This is a genomic window from Haemophilus pittmaniae (genome assembly GCF_900186995.1).
In the GTDB taxonomy this organism is placed as follows: domain Bacteria; phylum Pseudomonadota; class Gammaproteobacteria; order Enterobacterales; family Pasteurellaceae; genus Haemophilus_D; species Haemophilus_D pittmaniae.
In genome coordinates this window covers 1,491,884-1,507,591 of sequence record NZ_LT906463.1, presented here as the reverse complement: position 1 = coordinate 1,507,591, position 15,708 = coordinate 1,491,884, and the positions used below count along the sequence as shown (strand labels likewise).

At 41.2% G+C, this 15,708-nt stretch carries 12 protein-coding genes, 1 tRNA gene and 2 rRNA genes; 3 read left to right on the top strand and 12 right to left on the bottom strand.

The annotated features are described in order from the left end of the window. Position 1: 1 nt before the first annotated feature. The 4 genes from CKV74_RS07325 to yfbV all read right to left on the bottom strand — a co-directional run bounded on the left by CKV74_RS07325 (position 2) and on the right by yfbV (position 3,793). Positions 2-1,156: a family 20 glycosylhydrolase gene (locus CKV74_RS07325; RefSeq protein ID WP_308569785.1), complete on the bottom strand. Its 1,155-nt coding sequence runs from the start codon at positions 1,154-1,156 to the stop codon at positions 2-4. An 88-nt stretch (positions 1,157-1,244) separates the two neighbouring features. Continuing rightward, positions 1,245-2,762: an amidophosphoribosyltransferase gene (gene purF, locus CKV74_RS07320; protein WP_095176952.1), complete on the bottom strand. Its 1,518-nt coding sequence runs from the start codon at positions 2,760-2,762 to the stop codon at positions 1,245-1,247. 12 nt (positions 2,763-2,774) lie between these two features. After that, positions 2,775-3,266, bottom strand: a complete 492-nt coding sequence (locus CKV74_RS07315; RefSeq protein WP_095176951.1) for a CvpA family protein — start codon at positions 3,264-3,266, stop codon at positions 2,775-2,777. A gap of 86 nt (positions 3,267-3,352) precedes the next feature. Continuing rightward, positions 3,353-3,793: a terminus macrodomain insulation protein YfbV gene (gene yfbV, locus CKV74_RS07310; RefSeq protein ID WP_007241418.1), complete on the bottom strand. Its 441-nt coding sequence runs from the start codon at positions 3,791-3,793 to the stop codon at positions 3,353-3,355. Between the two features lie 261 nt (positions 3,794-4,054). On the opposite strand from yfbV, the gene CKV74_RS07305 reads away from it, so the two are divergent. The 3 genes from CKV74_RS07305 (at position 4,055) to CKV74_RS07295 (ending at position 8,802) form a co-directional block, all read left to right on the top strand. After that, entirely contained in the window at positions 4,055-5,260 is a 1,206-nt protein-coding gene (locus CKV74_RS07305) for an acetate kinase (RefSeq protein ID WP_095176950.1), read from the top strand. A gap of 68 nt (positions 5,261-5,328) precedes the next feature. After that, on the top strand, positions 5,329-7,467 hold the full coding sequence (gene pta / locus CKV74_RS07300) for a phosphate acetyltransferase (RefSeq protein ID WP_095176949.1): 2,139 nt from the start codon (positions 5,329-5,331) through the stop codon (positions 7,465-7,467). A gap of 189 nt (positions 7,468-7,656) precedes the next feature. Further along, complete coding sequence (locus tag CKV74_RS07295) at positions 7,657-8,802, top strand: 5-methyltetrahydropteroyltriglutamate--homocysteine S-methyltransferase (RefSeq protein WP_095176948.1); 1,146 nt, start codon at positions 7,657-7,659, stop codon at positions 8,800-8,802. Positions 8,803-8,950: 148 nt separating this feature from the next. Here CKV74_RS07295 and rnd read toward each other — a convergent pair whose 3' ends face one another. The 8 genes from rnd to rrf (CKV74_RS07255) form a co-directional block, all read right to left on the bottom strand. Then, the gene (gene rnd / locus CKV74_RS07290) at positions 8,951-10,105 is read right to left on the bottom strand and encodes a ribonuclease D (protein WP_095176947.1); all 1,155 of its coding nucleotides are present in this window, start codon (positions 10,103-10,105) and stop codon (positions 8,951-8,953) included. Positions 10,106-10,152: 47 nt separating this feature from the next. Continuing rightward, complete coding sequence (gene fadD / locus CKV74_RS07285; RefSeq protein WP_007241459.1) at positions 10,153-11,841, bottom strand: long-chain-fatty-acid--CoA ligase FadD; 1,689 nt, start codon at positions 11,839-11,841, stop codon at positions 10,153-10,155. A gap of 46 nt (positions 11,842-11,887) precedes the next feature. Beyond that, positions 11,888-12,433 (bottom strand): Slp family lipoprotein, encoded by a 546-nt coding sequence (locus CKV74_RS07280; protein WP_007241428.1) that lies wholly within the window; start codon positions 12,431-12,433, stop codon positions 11,888-11,890. Positions 12,434-12,456: 23 nt separating this feature from the next. Further along, positions 12,457-13,152 (bottom strand): tRNA (adenosine(37)-N6)-threonylcarbamoyltransferase complex dimerization subunit type 1 TsaB, encoded by a 696-nt coding sequence (gene tsaB / locus CKV74_RS07275; RefSeq protein ID WP_007241442.1) that lies wholly within the window; start codon positions 13,150-13,152, stop codon positions 12,457-12,459. After that, complete coding sequence (locus CKV74_RS07270; protein ID WP_095176946.1) at positions 13,149-15,083, bottom strand: DNA repair helicase YoaA; 1,935 nt, start codon at positions 15,081-15,083, stop codon at positions 13,149-13,151. The genes tsaB and CKV74_RS07270 overlap by 4 nt, the downstream gene beginning before the upstream one ends. 83 nt (positions 15,084-15,166) lie before the next feature. Then, a tRNA-Asp gene (locus CKV74_RS07265) sits at positions 15,167-15,243 on the bottom strand. Between the two features lie 11 nt (positions 15,244-15,254). Then, a 5S ribosomal RNA gene (gene rrf, locus CKV74_RS07260) occupies positions 15,255-15,370 on the bottom strand. Between the two features lie 136 nt (positions 15,371-15,506). Beyond that, a 5S ribosomal RNA gene (rrf, locus tag CKV74_RS07255) occupies positions 15,507-15,622 on the bottom strand. Between the last annotated feature and the right edge of the window lie 86 nt (positions 15,623-15,708).

Here is a 15,708-nt window from a genome sequence, read left to right as displayed (position 1 = left end):
GCTACTGACTGGCAAGATTCGTTTTTTGTATGACCGCTTTTAACAATGGTTTAGAGTCTTTTTGAATATTCTCGCTTTTTAGCGCCTTTGCATTTTCGCCCCAAATTGATAATGCTGCACCAATTAGGTTTTCTGAGTTAGCAACTTTATTTTGCTTGTTCTCGCCATCCCAAACGCCTAAATCCCAATTTTTTAATAAGTCGTTCTTAGCAAATTCTGCATCCTTAGGAAAAGCCGTGGCCGATTCCGGTGTCAGATATAAATAATAGGAATTATAGTTCAGTACTTTAAATCCTTTTGTCAATAAATCCGGTAATGCTGCTCGCGCACTACGTAAGCGTTTCACTTCCTGCTGATCCTGTTTATCTCCATCAAAACTCCAGTAGGTAATTTCAATGCTAGGATCCAATTTGTCTAAATTCTTCTTAATAAGCCCATCATTCCACATACGAGCTTTTAATCCTTTTTGCCGTAAAAATTCAGTTAATGTATTGGCATAACCGATAAATTCTTCGTTATTATTAATATCGTAACCAAATTCATCCCCACCAATATGTATATGGCGGCTACTATTAGCAAATACATTAATCACTTCATCCAATAAGTCCTGTATAAATGCAATACTTTGCGGATTAGTCATATTGATTTCATCAGAGACTTGTGGCGAGGCCACTGACTGCACATAATCTTTACCCTTCGCATTTTGCAATAAACGAAAAATTCCTCTCATATGAGCTGGGCTATCTAATTCTGGAATAATTTCAATCCCTTTTAATTTTGCGTAGTCCTTAATATCTTTAATTTGTTGATAACTTAAAAAAGGTTTTTGGGTAAGCGGATTAATATAAATTCCGTTTTTTTGTATTGCTCCATCCACTCGTTGATTTAATAATTCGCTTTCTAAAGCATAATTTTCATCATCGGAAAAATGTAAATGTAAAAAAGTACCGCCGGCTTCACTTAAAGTATCAATAAAAGATTTGATAACTTCCGGCGGATAGAAATGCCTTGCAATATCGAGCATTAAACCGCTTTCTTTGGGATGCGTCTGTACAACTGCTTGGCTATTTTCTATTGGCGATGAAATTTCTGCTCTGCCATTAAACGAAATCAATGCTCCTAATAACAATAAAAAAGATTTTTTCACCTTTAACATTTCCTTTACCACAATAAAAACGGCCGCTTTGTAATGTTCTCCAAATGGAAGAACCTAAGCGGCCGCAATAGACTAATAAAACTCCGAATCAATTCTCGTTGTGAATCTCCAGATTCGTAGCATCTTTTTCGCGTTTTTTCTTCGCTAAGTCATTACGTTGCGACGCAATACTCTCTAAGTATTGTTCAGTTACATCACCGGTAATATATTCCCCGGTGAAAACGGAACAATCAAAACCTTGGATAGCCGGATTTTCCAGTAGCACTGATTCCTTCAACGCTTCAAGATCTTGGAATATCAATTTATCCACCCCTATCAAACGGGCTATTTGATCAACATCTCGACCATATGCGATCAGTTCATGTTTAGTCGGCATATCAATACCATAAACATTTGGATAACGAATTTCTGGGGCTGCAGAAGCAAAGTAAACCTTTTTCGCACCGGCGGCTCTAGCCATTTCTACAATTTGTTCTGAAGTGGTGCCGCGTACAATCGAATCATCCACCAACAAAACATTTTTATTTTTAAATTCTGCTTTGATCGTATTCAACTTGCGACGAACAGAACTTATGCGTTGCGCTTGCCCAGGCATAATAAAGGTTCTACCTACATAGCGATTTTTTACAAAACCTTGACGATAAGGTTTATTTAATACTCGACCAATTTGTAACGCAATATCCGTTGAAGTTTCAGGTACAGGAATTACTACATCAATATCAGCAATTTCATCCTGCCATTCACGGGCAATCTTCTGCCCTAATTTTTCTCCCATATGCACCCTGGAGGCATAAACAGACACACCATCCATGATTGAATCCGGGCGGGCAAAATAAACATATTCAAAAATACACGGCTTTAAGACCGCATGTTCGGCACATTGTTCACTATAAAGTTCACCTTCGAAGGTCACGTAAACGGCCTCCCCTGGCGCGACATCACGAACATATTCAAAACCAACAATATCTAATGCCACTGTCTCCGAAGCAAACATATAATCAGTTTTTCCATTTTCCACCCTTTTACCTAAAACTAGTGGGCGAATACCAAAGGGATCACGAAAAGCAACGATGCCATGACCAATAATCATCGCTAAACAGGCATAGGCTCCGCGAATATCCCTATGAGTTTCACGTACCGCTTGAAAAATATCCTGCGCGGTTAAATGATCCTTATTAATTTTATCTAAATGATTCGCCAAGATATTAAGCAATAATTCAGAATCAGAATTGGTATTTACATGACGACGAGCCTGTTTAAAAAGAGTTTCTTTAAGTTCGCTTGAATTTGTTAAATTGCCGTTATGGACTAAGCTTAATCCATAAGGAGAGTTTACATAAAACGGTTGTGCCTCAGATACACTTGAACTTCCAGCTGTTGGATAGCGTACATGGCCTAACCCGCTATTTCCCTGCAATCGCAACATGTGTTCTTGACGGAATACATCACTAACCAAACCGTTAGATTTACGCAGACGGAAACGATTTTCCTCATCTACCGTAATAATCCCTGCAGCATCTTGCCCACGATGTTGTAATAGGGTTAAGGCTGCATAAATAGATTCATTAACCGGAGTTTGGCTAACAATACCGACAATTCCACACATAGAGGTTAATCCTTACTGTTTTAAGGTTGAGTTTAAAAAACTAGAGCTGGCTTGCAATTGTTGAAAAAACCATTCGATGATAAAACCGAAATGCGGAATGAGTTGTGATTCCTTCCAATACTCGGTTTGTTCAAAATTAGTAAACGTATCCAAGAAAAATAAGATAGCGGCAACAATCAACACACCACGTAAAAAACCAAATGCAGCGCCTAATACGCGATCAGTACCGGTCAATCCAGTTTTATCTACCAATTGACCAATAACATAATTAATGATGGCACCGACAATCAAAGTTGCGACAAATAAAATACCGATGGCCGTAGCATTACGAATATACAAAGACTCGATTTGTTCTAAATGGACCGCTAGATACGGATAAAATTGACTGGCCACAATAAAGGCGACAACCCAACTGGCAAGAGACATTACTTCCCGAACAAAGCCTCGTAATAAACTGACAATAATAGAAAAAACGATGATGCCAATAATAATATAATCGATCATTAAATAACCCTCTTAAACCAACGGGTCGGCTGCACGACCGCGCTATTCTACAGAAAACATAAAAAAAAGGAAAACGTTTGCGTCAATTAGATGGATTCCCAGAAGTCCGATGACAAATGACTCTCAGCCAAGCGTAAAACCTCTGCTAAATCTTGAAATCTTGGCTCTACGGGGGCTATTCGATTAATCCCTTTTTGTTCCAAACGAGTGAGAATATCTTTAAAAACAACCACCGTAGCATCAGGTAACTTAGTCTGAGCCCGTTTTCCCAACCAGTATAGCCCTTGTAACGGAATACACAGTGCAAAAATGGCAGTTAATATCGAGGCGGCCAATGCCATAATTTCCCCGTTGCCATACAATTGCTGCCAACAAATCGCAAATACCGCTATAAAAGGCATTACCCGTTCAGCAAAACGAGTTGCTTTAATTACTCGATTTTCAGCAAAAATCATTGCTAATTTGGGATTTAACGGCCAATTCTGCAAATATCGCTGGCCGGCTTTTAACGTTACCAAAAGTGCCACAAAATCTCCCTACTAGTACACAGAAAATCAATGCGATTACCTGCATTTTAAGGGCGCCGATCATACTGGTTTTAAATTCCCTTGTCATTACACAGTAAAGAACGTTTAAATTTTCCACATTGTTAGCAAAGATCCGTTTTTTATGCGGCCACGAATTTATTTTCCTCGCTAAAAGGTGTATCCTATGCGTCGATTTTCGTGTCTTTTATCGCTTGAGCGATAAACGATATTCTCTAACCTCAACGATAAGATAGGGTTCTTATGTCTAAATTAGTTCTAATCCTTAACTGTGGCAGTTCCTCTTTAAAATTCGCCATTTTAGATCCTGCGACAGGTGATGAAAAATTATCCGGTCTGGCAGAAGCCTTCTTCCTTCCGGAAGCTCGCATCAAATGGAAAATTAATGGTGAAAAAGGTAATGCTGATCTTGGTGCCGGTGCTGCACATACCGAAGCACTTAACTTTATCGCATCAAACATCATGACTGATGAGCTTAAAAACTCTATTGCGGCGATTGGTCACCGTATCGTTCACGGCGGTGAAAAATATACCCAATCTGTAGTTGTGACTGATGAAGTTGTTAAAGGCATTGAAGAAGCTGCTCAATTCGCACCACTTCACAACCCTGCTCATTTAATTGGTATTCGTGAAGCGTTCAAAACATTCCCGCACTTAAAAGATAAAAACGTTGTTGTGTTTGATACGGCATTCCACCAAACTATGCCTGAAGAAGCATTCCTTTACGCGCTTCCATACTCTTTATACCAAGAACACGGTGTACGTCGCTATGGCGCCCACGGTACAAGCCACTTCTTTATTTCCCGTGAAATTGCAAAACGTGTAGGTAAACCTGCAGATCAAGTAAATGCTATTATCTGTCACTTAGGTAATGGTGGTTCTGTTTCTGTCGTTCGTCATGGTCAATGTATTGATACTTCAATGGGCTTAACTCCGTTAGAAGGCTTAGTGATGGGTACTCGTTGTGGTGATATCGACCCAGCAATCGTATTCTATCTATACAAAAATTTAGGCATGTCAATGGATCAAATCGAAGACACCTTAGTGAAAAAATCAGGTCTTTTAGGTTTAACTCAAGTGACCAGCGACTGTCGTTATGCCGAAGATAACTACGATGATGCATCCAAACCTGAAGCTAAGCGTGCATTAGATGTTTACAGCTATCGTTTAGCAAAATACATCGGTGCCTATATGGCTATTTTAGGTGATGACCATTTAGATGCGATCGCATTTACTGGTGGTATTGGTGAAAACTCCGCTCACGTTCGTGAATTAGCATTGAATCATTTAAAATTATTCGGTGTAAAACTAGACCACGAGCGTAACCTCGCTGCTCGCTTTGGTAAAGAAGGCGTAATTACTGCTGATGATTCTAAATTCAAAGCAATCGTTCTTCCAACCAACGAAGAACTCGTAATTGCACAAGACACTGCGAGATTAAGCTTCTAATCACTCTAAACTGCCGAAATTTTCGGCAGTTTTTATTTTTATCATTCAATAATTAATTAAGGTTTATTATGTCCCGTACAATTATCCTTATTCCTGTTAGTACAGGCGTTGGTTTAACCAGCGTAAGTCTTGGTTTAATTCAAGCCCTTGAAGAAAAAGGTGCCAAAGTTGGTTTCATGAAACCAATTTCTCAACCAAGTTCTGGCGAAGATAAATTGGATCGCACAACCTCTATCGTGCGTACCAGTACAGCATTGGAAACTGCCGAACCTTTCATGCTTAGTACTGCAGAGCAATTAATCGGTCAAAACCAATCTGATGTTTTATTAGAAAAAATTGTTGAAAACCATCAACAACTGGCTAAAAACAATGAAATCCTCATTGTAGAAGGTTTGATTCCAACCCGTAAACATGGTTATGCCAACCGCTTAAACTACGAAATTGCGCAAGCCCTAGATGCAGAAATCGTATTAGTCGCAGCACCGGCAACCGAAACTCCAAGCCAATTAAAAGAACGCGTTGAAGCCGCAGCCTCCCTATTCGGCGGTAAAGAAAACAAAAACCTACTTGGTGTGATCGTTAATAAATTTAATGCTCCAGTAGATGAATCCGGCAGAACCCGTCCTGATTTAAGTGAAATTTTTGATGCTTACCAACACAGCCACAACAGCGAAAATGAATTAGTTAAATTATTCGCTCAAGGCCCAATCAAACTCTTAGCCTGCATTCCATGGAGTGCTGAATTAATCGCTACCCGTGCCGTTGATCTAGTAAAACACCTTGGGGCAGCAATTCTAAACGAAGGTGATATCAATCGCCGTATCCGTGGTATTACATTCTGTGCAAGAAGCCTACCAAACATGATTGAACACTTCCGTGCAGGTAGTTTGTTAGTCGTATCAGCAGATCGTCCAGATGTCATTGTTGCAGCTGCTCTTGCTGCATCTAACGGCATTGAAATCGGTGGTATCTTATTAACTGGCGGTTACAAAATTGATCCACAAATCAAAAAATTGTGCCACCACGTATTTGAAAACACCAAATTACCGATTTTCCGTATTGAAGGAAACACCTGGCAAACTGCATTAAGTCTACAAAGCTTCAATTTGGAAGTGCCGGTTGATGATAAAGAACGTATCGAAAATATCAAACGCTACACTAGCGAAAAATTAGATGCGGCCTTTGTAAATGATATTGCTGCAGGTTCCGGCCGTTTACGTCGTCTTTCTCCTCCGGCATTCCGTTATCAATTAACCGAACTTGCCCGTGCTGCGAAAAAACGTATTGTATTACCTGAAGGTGACGAACCTCGTACTATTAAAGCCGCGGTGCTTTGTGCCGAACGTGGTATTGCAGAATGTGTATTATTAGCAGATCCTGCCTCCGTGCAACGTGTTGCAGAAGCTCAAGGCGTTACCTTAGGTAAAGGCATCACTATCATCAATCCTGCTGATGTCCGTGAAAACTACGTTGCTCGTTTAGTAGAATTGCGTAAAGCGAAAGGAATGACTGAAACTTCAGCTCGTGAACAATTGGAAGACACCGTAGTACTAGGTACTATGATGCTTGAAGCAAATGAAGTTGACGGCTTAGTCTCCGGTGCCGTACATACTACCGCAAACACTATTCGCCCACCGATGCAAATCATCAAAACAGCTCCTGGTAGCTCTATCGTTTCATCGATCTTCTTCATGTTGTTACCGGATCAAGTATTAGTTTATGGTGACTGTGCAGTAAACCCAGATCCAAATGCAGAACAATTAGCGGAAATCGCAATTCAATCTGCCGATTCTGCGAAAGCCTTTGGCATCGATCCTAAAGTGGCCATGATCTCTTATTCCACCGGTACTTCCGGTAGTGGTGCGGATGTAGAGAAAGTGAAAGAAGCAACCCGTATTGCTAAAGAAAAACGTCCTGATTTAATCATCGACGGTCCATTACAATATGATGCAGCAGTAATGGAAGATGTTGCTCGTTCAAAAGCACCAAACTCCCCTGTTGCAGGTCAAGCGACCGTATTCGTCTTCCCTGATTTGAATACCGGTAACACCACTTATAAAGCGGTTCAACGTTCTGCAGATTTAGTCTCTATCGGCCCAATGCTACAAGGTATGCGTAAACCGGTAAATGACTTGTCCCGTGGTGCATTGGTTGATGATATTGTGTACACCATCGCATTAACCGCAATCCAAGCTACTCAAGCTTAATTAATAAATAATCATTCGGCATCTTGCTTCACAAGATGCCGTTTTTTTATGTCTTTTCTTACTCTATCAATTTGATTCATCTTATTATCAATTTAATTCACATCCATCTAGACGTCTAAACATTCCGAAAATAACTGATTTCTGTTAAAATCGACGCCGTTTTGTGCCGACAATACTAAGGAGTGAATAATGAGCAAACTTTTTCCTAACGCAACAATCCGCACATCGGCCCCTTATCGATTTGATATTGTCGGTAGCTTTTTACGTCCGGAAGCGTTAAAGCAGGCCCGTAGCCAATGTAGTTGCGGCGATATTTCCTGTGCCGATTTAAGCCAAGTGGAAGATACAGAAATTGCCAAATTAGTTGAGCATCAAAAAAATGTCGGTTTGCATGCCGTCACCGATGGTGAATTTCGTCGCACCTTCTGGCACTTGGATTTCTTGGCTGCATTGGATGGTGTGCAAGAAATCGATGTGGATAAATTTTCGGTGCAATTTAAACATCACAGCGTACGCCCAAAAACCTTAAAAATCGTTGATAAAATCGGTTTCCCGGCAAATCACCCATTTATTGAACATTACCGTTCACTACAGCGCATTGCTGGTACAACTGAGGTGAAATTAACCATTCCTTCGCCATCCATGCTACATTTGATTTGCACTGTACGCACCACCGATTATCAACCGATTATCCGTTATCAAAATAACAATCAGCAGCTATTGGATGATATTGCCGATGCTTATATTGTTGCGATGCAAACCTTCTACCAATTAGGTTGCCGCAATCTACAATTGGATGATACCAGCTGGGGCGAATTCTGTGCTGAGGATAAACGTAAAAGCTATAGTGAACGCGGTCTGGATTTAGCACAAATCGCCAAAGACTATGTTTATATGCTTAACAAAATTGTCGCCGCAAAACCTGCAGATCTCGCTATTACAATGCATATTTGTCGTGGTAATTTCCGTTCAACCTGGTTCTCTGCCGGGGGATATGAACCTATTGCGGAAACGCTATTCGGCCATTGTAATGTTGATGGTTTTTTCTTGGAATACGACAGCGATCGTGCCGGTGATTTCAAACCATTACGCTTTATTAAAAATCAACAAGTGGTGCTTGGCTTGGTTACCTCGAAATCGGGGGAACTGGAAAATCGTGATGAAATCATCGCTCGCATCAAAGAAGCGGCGCAATACGTGGATATCAACCAACTTTGTCTCAGTCCGCAATGTGGTTTTGCTTCAACCGAAGAAGGCAATATTTTGACGGAAGAACAACAATGGAAAAAATTGGAATTCATCCGCGATATTGCTGAAGAGGTTTGGGGTAAATAAACTTTCCATAAACGAAAAGAGATAGCCGAAGCTATCTCTTTTTCATTTTAAACGCCCCCATGAAAATCGGAGTTTTTCCAAAAATGCAACGTAAGTCATTGATTTTATTACAGTTGATTTTAAAACCCTATTTTTACCAATATTCCGGCTATTTTGCCATTGCATCTAGAGCATCAAGTAGTTTAAGGCCGATTGCCCGTCGCCAGCCAATCAATAAATCGGGTAATTTGTCCTGATTGCGCGGCGTTTTCCAAGCCCAACGTAGAAGATCCTCCAAGCTCCGCTTACTGGCCAGAATTTCTAGTGTAAGCCCTTGGGGGGTGAGCTCGAAAGCTTTTTCCTGCAATAAGCGCATCGCTCGCTTGTAATTGGGCTCATCCACTAAACGAGCAATTCGTGGCGGATAATCATAAGGTTTGATCTTGCGGGCAGCCGCCAGCAACTGCAGCATTTTCTTGCCGCGCACCCGTACTTCACTTTCCGTCAGCCCCAGACTCAACATTTCCGAGGTATTGTGTGGATTATGTTTAACGACTTTCCATAAACTTTCCGCTTTCACCACATAGGATTGAGCTAAATCCCGCTGCATCGCCGTTTCTAAACGCCATTTGGCAAGTAACTGTAAACGCGCCAATTCAAGCGGATTAAGTTTCCAGGCATTCGGTATATCCAAATACGCCAGCTCAGGATTTTTATCGTCCAATTTAGTGGTTTTCATCAATGCCAAACGGCAATCATCATAAACCGCTTCAAGCCATGGTGTTTGCTGCAACGCTTGGCGCATCTGTTGATAAATCGGCAATAAATACCAAACATCCCCTGCCGCATATTGCAACTGGGCCGGTGAAAGCGGCCGTTTGAGCCAATTGGTACGGGTTGCTCCCTTATCAATTTCCAAGCCAAGATAATGTTGCACCAGTTTGGCCAATCCCATGGAGGAGGAAAAACCTAAAAAGCGCGCCATAATTTGAGTGTCTAACATTGGTTCGGGTAATACATCAAACTCCTGTAAAAACACCAACAGATCCTCGCTACAGGCATGTAGCACCTTTGTTACCGCAGGCGCTGTCAACAGTTCAACAAAAGGACCAAAATCGCTAATACACAGGGGATCAATAAGGCTGACTTGGTTTCCATCATATAATTGAATCAGCCCCAAATGAGGATAATAACTGGATACCCGAACAAACTCCGTATCCAAGGCAACGACACTTTGTTGCATGGCCTGCCAACAACATTCGGCCAATGCCTGGTCATTCTCAATCAATACATAAGGCGCGGCGGTTTGCACTTCTTTAATCATTTTTACTCTTAAATAAAAAAAGGGATATGTAATATCCCCTTTGTGGATTAGTGGCCGGCACGGCGGGCGATTTCTTCGTCCCGTAATACGCGGCGGAGGATTTTACCAACATTGGTTTTCGGTAGTTCATCTCGGAATTCAATTTCCTTCGGTACCTTATATGCTGTTAGATATTGGCGACAGTGATTGCGCAGTTCCTCACGGGTAAGCGTAGGATCTTTCTTCACCACAAAAATTTTGATGGTTTCGCCAGATACCGGATGTGGTACGCCAATCGCGACCACTTCAGTGACTTTCTCATTCAACATCACCACATCTTCGATCTCATTTGGATAAACATTAAATCCGGATACCAAAATCATATCTTTTTTACGATCGACAATGCGTAGGCTGTAGCCCTCATCCATCACCACAATATCACCGGTTGCCATCCAGCCGTCATGCATCACTTCAGCAGTGGCTTCAGGGCGCTGCCAATAACCTTTCATTACCTGTTCACCCTTGACCCAGAGTTCCCCCGGTTGACCCAATGCAGCTTCTTTGCCATTTTCATCAATAATTTTAATATCGGTATTTGGTACAGGAACTCCAATAGTACCGTTATGTTTAACCACCGTAATCGGACAAGCGGCAATCAATGGCGAACACTCTGTCATACCGTAGCCTTCAATAATCGAACAGCCGGTCAAATCATGCCAACGGGTTGCCACCGATTGCTGAATTGCCATACCACCCCCGACCGAAAGTTTTAATGAGGAAAAATCAACTTCTTTTAAAGACTCGTTATTCAATAAAGCATTAAATAAGGTATTTACCCCAGTAATCGCTTCAAAACGATATTTTTTTAACTCTTTAACGAAACCATCAATATCCCGTGGATTGGTGATCAAGATAGCGGTCACGCCTAGTTCGATAAACAATATGCAGTTCACCGTTAGGGCAAATACATGATATAGCGGTAACGCTAAAATGGCGGAACGCTCACGTTTATGATCCCCCACAAAGGGTTCGGCAATCCATTTAGCTTGGAAAACGTTAACAATAATATTGCCGTGGGTAAGCATTGCTCCTTTGGCAACCCCGGTGGTACCGCCGGTATATTGTAGAAAAGCTAAATCCTCACGACCAAGCTGCGGACGAACATATTGGCGATTTTTACCGATAGCCAACACTTCACGAAATGTCACCGCATTTGGTAATTTATATTTTGGTACCAATTTTTTGACGTATTTCACGACAAAATTCACTAAAGTACGTTTTCCAAAGGATAGTTGATCGCCCATGCGGGTGAGCACAACGTGTTTTACATTGGTATTGAATACGATCTTTTCTAATGTCGAGGCAAAATTAGAAACCACGACAATTGCTACAGCACCACTATCTTGCAATTGATGCTCTAACTCGCGAGGGGTGTATAGTGGATTTACGTTTACGGCAATTAAACCTGCACGCAAAATACCGAATAAGGCTATGGGATATTGCAGTAAATTCGGCATCATCAATGCCACACGATCACCGCGCTGTAATTTAAATTCATTTTGTAGATAGGCTGCAAATGCGCGACTACGCTCTTCCAGCTTACGAAAAGTCAACACTTGTCCCATATTGATATATGCCGGACGATCGGGGTGTTCACGCACCGCCTTATCCAACATATCCAATATAGAATCATATTGTGAGGTATCTAATTGCTGTAGGACACCTTCGGGATAATTACAAAACCAAGGTTTTTCCATTGTTGTTCCTTAAGTTATTGGAAAATAGGCAAATTTTAACATTAGCCTAATATAAGTAATAGCGAATTTCCGGTTCGGCAAACCAATAGGCTGAACGAGGTCTCCAGAATCCTCCCCAGTCATCCCAATCGTCGTGAGGATAATAATAACTCTGAGCTAGTTGCCAAAGTCGATAATGCTGGGCGTTAATGACCGGATAAGTATAAGATGCCTGATCTATTTTGCCTTGTTCGCGTCTTTCTAATCGGCCACCGACGGTAATAAATTGTTCTTGCAAGGTTGCAGGATCAATAAAGCCATTAATATAAGTAATAAAACGCCCATTCGATGGCATATCCAACGAGGGTTTCGCACTCACTGAAGAAATTGGATAACTTAATACCTCCAATTTCATTTGGTTAGGCAAGGCGGTTGCATTCAAGATCTTACCGCCAAGCCGAATGGTTTTACATTGACATTGATAGTCCGATGGCTGTACTTGAGATAACGAATGCAAATTAAAATGTTCTTTCTGTAATCCTTGCGGCGCATTGACACAAGCAGTTAGTGTCACTGATAGTAAGGTCGTCACAATAAACTTCCGCTGATTCATCGTTTATCCTCCTTAATTACTAATTAGCCTCTTCCCGGTAATTTTTGCCAAGTCACTTCATTACGCAAATAAACCGGCTCAATTTCTAATGCACTAATTGACTTTCCCTGTTGCCAATCAGTAAGTGCAATATCCAACATAAAACGGGCATCCGGTAGAATAATCTCGGACCCTATTAATTCCTGCTGAGCGAATTGTGCATAGGCTGCCCAACCGGTCCCAACCCGAAAAGCGGCTTTATCTAATTGAGCAATTGCCTGCTCCGGTGAACAAACCTGTTCTTTAACAATTTCCTGCCATTGCATACCCACTGATGTTTGCTGATGACAAAATTGAGCAAAATAAACTTCATTCATGCGTGCATCAATTGCCGTAGCAATATTGGTTTTACCCTGTAGCTCAAACGCAGCTTGTGCCATAGCCAGTAAATCGGAAACCGCAATAACCGGCAAATCTGCCCCAAGAGCTAACCCTTGGGCTATCCCGGCTCCTACCCGAACCCCGGTAAAACTTCCTGGTCCGCGCCCAAATGCTAGTGCATCAATTTGTTTTAAACTAATGCCCGATTGACTAAGCAATTGTTCAACCATCGGCAAAATACGCTTGGTATGAGTCCTTTCCGCAACTTCGTATAAATAAGTTTTCTCGCCGTTATGCAATAATGCAACTGAACAGGCTTCGGTTGAGGTATCTAAGGCTAATAGGGTTACTTTTGTCATAATTCATTTGCTTGATTATTTTGCAGAAATTGTACCACTTTGCGGAGATCTCGGGTACGTTTTGCATCAGGTAAACTTTTCAAAAAAGTCTCACCATAAGCCCGGGTAACAAGTCGATTATCGCAAATAACAACAGCCCCTCGGTCCGTCACATCACGAATTAAACGACCTACCCCTTGCTTTAAAGCAATAACCGCTTCCGGAATTTGAATATCGTTAAAAGGATCACCACCTTGTAAACGACAATCTTCAATACGGGCTTTCAATAGCGGCTCATCTGGCGCGGTAAAAGGTAATTTATCAATAATCACCAAAGAAAGCGCATCACCTCGCACATCAACCCCTTCCCAAAAGCTCGAAGTTGCGACCAAAACACTATGTTTTCCTTCGACAAATTGAGTCAACAGCTGTGTTTTAGCACTTTCGCCTTGTAATAAGATCGAAAGCTCACTTTGTGCCCGAAAATATTCAGCCAAACCACGCATCATTGCATAGGAAGTACAAAGAACAAAGCAACGCCCTTGATTCGCTTCAATCAATGGTAATAACATTTCCCCTAAAGCAGTCAATGTATTTGGGCGATTCGTTGGAGGCAGATAACGAGGCACACACAATAATGCTTGTTCACAGTAATTAAACGGACTAGGCAAAATTTTTTGTTTATGGGAGTTAATGCCAAGTCGTTGACAAAAATGCTGAAAATCTCCACCAACGGCTAAGGTTGCAGAAGTGAATATCCATGCGGCTTCTTTATTGGCTACTTGGCTACCAAATTTATCCGCTACCGTTAATGGTGTAATATGCAAACCGAATTGCCGCCCTATCGTTTCATACCAATAACAGTAGCCAACAACATTAGTTTCCGCCAAGCGCTCTAATTGCACTTTGATTGCCTCTAATCGTTCAAAAATACTATCCAAAGTCTGCGAGCGTCCGAGGACCAGTTTGATCACTTCACTTAAAAATGCCAATTTTTCCTGTAACAAATTAAAAGCTTTTGCCACCATTGATTGTTTGGATAAATCACGCCAATTACCTCGTTGATTCCCTTCGCCTAATAATAGCCGGAAGTCTTGTATAATTTTCTGTAACGTATCGGCAATATTGCCTAATTGCTGCATATCTTTTAATTCTGTGCGATAAACAATATTGATATCTTTACATAATTCAAATAATTGACGGGATGTCAGTGACTGACCAAAATATTGGCTAGCAATATCTGGCAATTGGTGGGCTTCATCAAAAATAATGGCTTCCGCATTAGGTATTAACTCTCCAAAACCATTTTCTTTCACCGCCATATCGGCAAAGAAAATATGGTGATTAACAACCACTAAGTCTGCATTTAATGCTTTTTTACGCGCTTTCGCTATATAGCATTCGGCATAATTCGGACAATCGCTGCCTAGACAGCTTTCACTTGTACTGGTCAACTGAGGAAGTATTGGACTATCTTCGGCTAATTCGATGCACTCGCTTAAATCGCCACTTTGCGTGCCATTGTTCCACTGACGAACTTTGCTTAAATCAGTTAATACCGATTTATCTCCTAATACACCTTGAGCAATAACCTGATCCAATCGCTCTAAACAAAGATAATTGCTCCGCCCTTTTAATAAAGCAATTTTACCGCTATATCCTAATGCTTTCTTAATAGCCGGTAAATCACGGTTAAATAATTGATCTTGTAGATTTTTAGAACCGGTGGAGATAATTGTTTTTTTACCCGCTAACAATACAGGCGCCAAATAAGCAAAAGTCTTACCTGTTCCTGTGCCGGCTTCGACAATAACAGTACTTTTACTTTCAATTGCCTCAGCAACTACTTGAGCCATTTCCAATTGTTCGTCACGAGGACGAAATCCTTTAATATGACGACTTAAGTCTCCATCAATGGAAAAAACGTCAATAATTGCATCAGTTAATTTCATGGGGCTGTTTTAGATATGTGAAAATAGAAAGGCTGTTTCTCATAAAACAAAAGCCCTCAACATTGGTTGAAGGCTTGAAAGATTGGCGGAATGGACGGGACTCGAACCCGCGACCCCCTGCGTGACAGGCAGGTATTCTAACCAGCTGAACTACCACTCCGCAAATTAGGTGTTTGGCAGTGACCTACTCTCACATTGGGAAACCCAACACTACCATCGGCGTTACAATGTTTCACTTCTGAGTTCGGGATGGGATCAGGTGGGACCATCGCACTATGGCTGCCAAAAATTCTTTTATTTGCTTAATTTACTTCTTAAACGCCCTAACAAAATACAAAGTTTTCTTTAAAATAATATCTAAGTAATTGATTTTATTAGGGTTAGTTTAAAATCGTATTTACAAAATAAACTAAGCAAATAAAAAACCGGCGGTGACCTACTCTCACATTGGGAAGCCCAACACTACCATCGGCATGATGACGTTTCACTTCTGAGTTCGGGATGGGATCAGGTGGGTCCATCACATTATGGCCGCCGGAATATTCCGTTGATAACCTTCTATCATCTATTCATTCTTCAAAATTAGTCACAAGCTAAAAACTCTCAACTTTCTCTCGTCTTCGTT

What these genes read in the sequence shown, in the direction of transcription:
- CKV74_RS07315 (WP_095176951.1), bottom strand. Translation starts at nt 3,266, where the DNA reads ATGATCGATTATATTATTATTGGCATCATCGTTTTTTCTATTATTGTC.
- rnd (WP_095176947.1), bottom strand. Translation starts at nt 10,105, where the DNA reads ATGATTAAAGAAGTGCAAACCGCCGCGCCTTATGTATTGATTGAGAAT.
- pta (WP_095176949.1), top strand. Translation starts at nt 5,329, where the DNA reads ATGTCCCGTACAATTATCCTTATTCCTGTTAGTACAGGCGTTGGTTTA.
- fadD (WP_007241459.1), bottom strand. Translation starts at nt 11,841, where the DNA reads ATGGAAAAACCTTGGTTTTGTAATTATCCCGAAGGTGTCCTACAGCAA.
- CKV74_RS07270 (WP_095176946.1), bottom strand. Translation starts at nt 15,083, where the DNA reads ATGAAATTAACTGATGCAATTATTGACGTTTTTTCCATTGATGGAGAC.
- CKV74_RS07280 (WP_007241428.1), bottom strand. Translation starts at nt 12,433, where the DNA reads ATGAATCAGCGGAAGTTTATTGTGACGACCTTACTATCAGTGACACTA.
- tsaB (WP_007241442.1), bottom strand. Translation starts at nt 13,152, where the DNA reads ATGACAAAAGTAACCCTATTAGCCTTAGATACCTCAACCGAAGCCTGT.
- CKV74_RS07325 (WP_308569785.1), bottom strand. Translation starts at nt 1,156, where the DNA reads ATGTTAAAGGTGAAAAAATCTTTTTTATTGTTATTAGGAGCATTGATT.
- CKV74_RS07295 (WP_095176948.1), top strand. Translation starts at nt 7,657, where the DNA reads ATGAGCAAACTTTTTCCTAACGCAACAATCCGCACATCGGCCCCTTAT.
- CKV74_RS07305 (WP_095176950.1), top strand. Translation starts at nt 4,055, where the DNA reads ATGTCTAAATTAGTTCTAATCCTTAACTGTGGCAGTTCCTCTTTAAAA.
- purF (WP_095176952.1), bottom strand. Translation starts at nt 2,762, where the DNA reads ATGTGTGGAATTGTCGGTATTGTTAGCCAAACTCCGGTTAATGAATCT.